1 protein-coding gene is annotated in these 1,674 nt (G+C 57.0%); it reads right to left on the minus strand.

What is annotated here, in order from left to right; all coding sequences use genetic code 11:
- On the minus strand, positions 1-1,674 hold a 1,674-nt coding region (locus tag Q0628_RS08380), incomplete at both ends, for a DEAD/DEAH box helicase (protein WP_298770028.1).

A 1,674-nucleotide genomic window follows, 5' to 3' on the forward strand; every position in this document is an offset into this window, starting at 1 on the left:
CATGACGTTCGGTGCCAAGCACATGCAAACCGCCAAGCTCGGTAACTCCCGGGCCAAGGGCAATGTCGGTACCACGACCAGCCATGTTGGTTGCAATCGTCACCTTGTCCTTGTGACCGGCGTACTGAATGATTTCAGCTTCGCGGCCATGGTTCTTCGCGTTCAAGACTTCGTGCGGAATGCCTTCCTTTTCAAGGAGGCCATGCAAATGTTCGGACTTTTCGATGGATGCCGTACCCACGAGGAGCGGCTGTCCCTTGCTGTGGCGTTCCTTGATTTCTGCCACAATGGCGCGCCACTTGGCATCTTCGGACTTGTACACCATGTCCTGCAGGTCCTTACGGATGCAAGGCTTGTTGGTCGGAATCACCCAAGTGTTCATGTTATAAATCTTGATGAATTCCGTGGCTTCGGTTTCGGCGGTACCTGTCATACCCGAAAGCTTCTTGTACATGCGGAAGTAGTTCTGGAACGTAATCGTTGCAAGCGTCTGGTTTTCGCGACGGATCTGCACGCCTTCTTTGGCTTCGATTGCCTGGTGCATACCGTTGCTGTAACGGCGGCCTTCCATGAGGCGGCCCGTGTTCTCGTCGACGATGATGATTTCGGTGTCGCGGACGATGTAGTCCACGTCCTTTTCGTAAAGGTACCAGGCCTTGAGGGCGTTATCCAAGAAGTGCACCCAGTCGGCATGTTCGCCGTACAGGTTCGTAATGTGCATGAGTTCCTGAATATGGTTCACGCCCTTTTCGGTCAGCTGGATGTTCTTGTCCTTTTCGTCGACCGAGAAGTCCTTGTTCTTGATGAGCTGCTTCGCAATCTCGTTTGCCTTGGCGTACTTTACGGTAGCGTCTTCGGCGGGGCCGCTGATGATGAGCGGGGTACGGGCTTCGTCGATCAAGATGGAGTCCACTTCGTCAACGATACAGAAGTTCAGTTCGCGCTGCACCAGCTGGCTGGGTTCCACGGCCATGTTGTCGCGCAGGTAGTCGAAGCCGAATTCGTTGTTGGTGCCGTAGGTCACGTCGCTGTTGTAGCTTATGCGGCGTTCTTCGGGGTTCAGGCCGTTCACGATGAGGCCCACCGTGAGTCCGAGGAACTTGTAGACCATGCCCATCTGCTTTGCGTCACGGCCGGCCAGGTAGTCGTTCACCGTCACCACGTGCACGCCGTGGCCGCTAAGGCCGTTCAGGTAGACCGGGAGCGCTGCGGCAAGGGTCTTACCTTCACCGGTAGCCATTTCGGCGATGGCGCCTTCGTGGAGCACCAGGCCGCCAATCATCTGCACGTCGAAAGGCATCATGCGGAACGGCTTTACCGATTCGGGGTAAAGTTCGCGGACCTTCGCGTACACGGAGGCGGGCAGGTAAACTTCCCATTCGTTCTTGCCGGCGGCAAGTTCGGCCTTCGCGGCGTTCACCGATTCCTGGAGTTCAGGGCCCAGGCGGCTAAAGTCAAAGTTGAACTCCGGCTTGAAAATGTTGAAGATGCCCAGGCGGCGGTCGCAGGCTTCCTGGCACACGGCGAACGCTTCGACCTTGATATCTTCGAGGGTGGCGCCGTTGTTCAGCTTTTCGCGGAATTCCGCACTCTTGGCGGCCAGGGCGGCGTCATCCAGGGCTTCCAGGGCTTCGCGGGCCTTGTGGATTTCGGCAATCACCGGGCGCAGCTGCT

The sequence above is a fragment of the uncultured Fibrobacter sp. genome (genome assembly GCF_937877005.1).
GTDB lineage: Bacteria > Fibrobacterota > Fibrobacteria > Fibrobacterales > Fibrobacteraceae > Fibrobacter.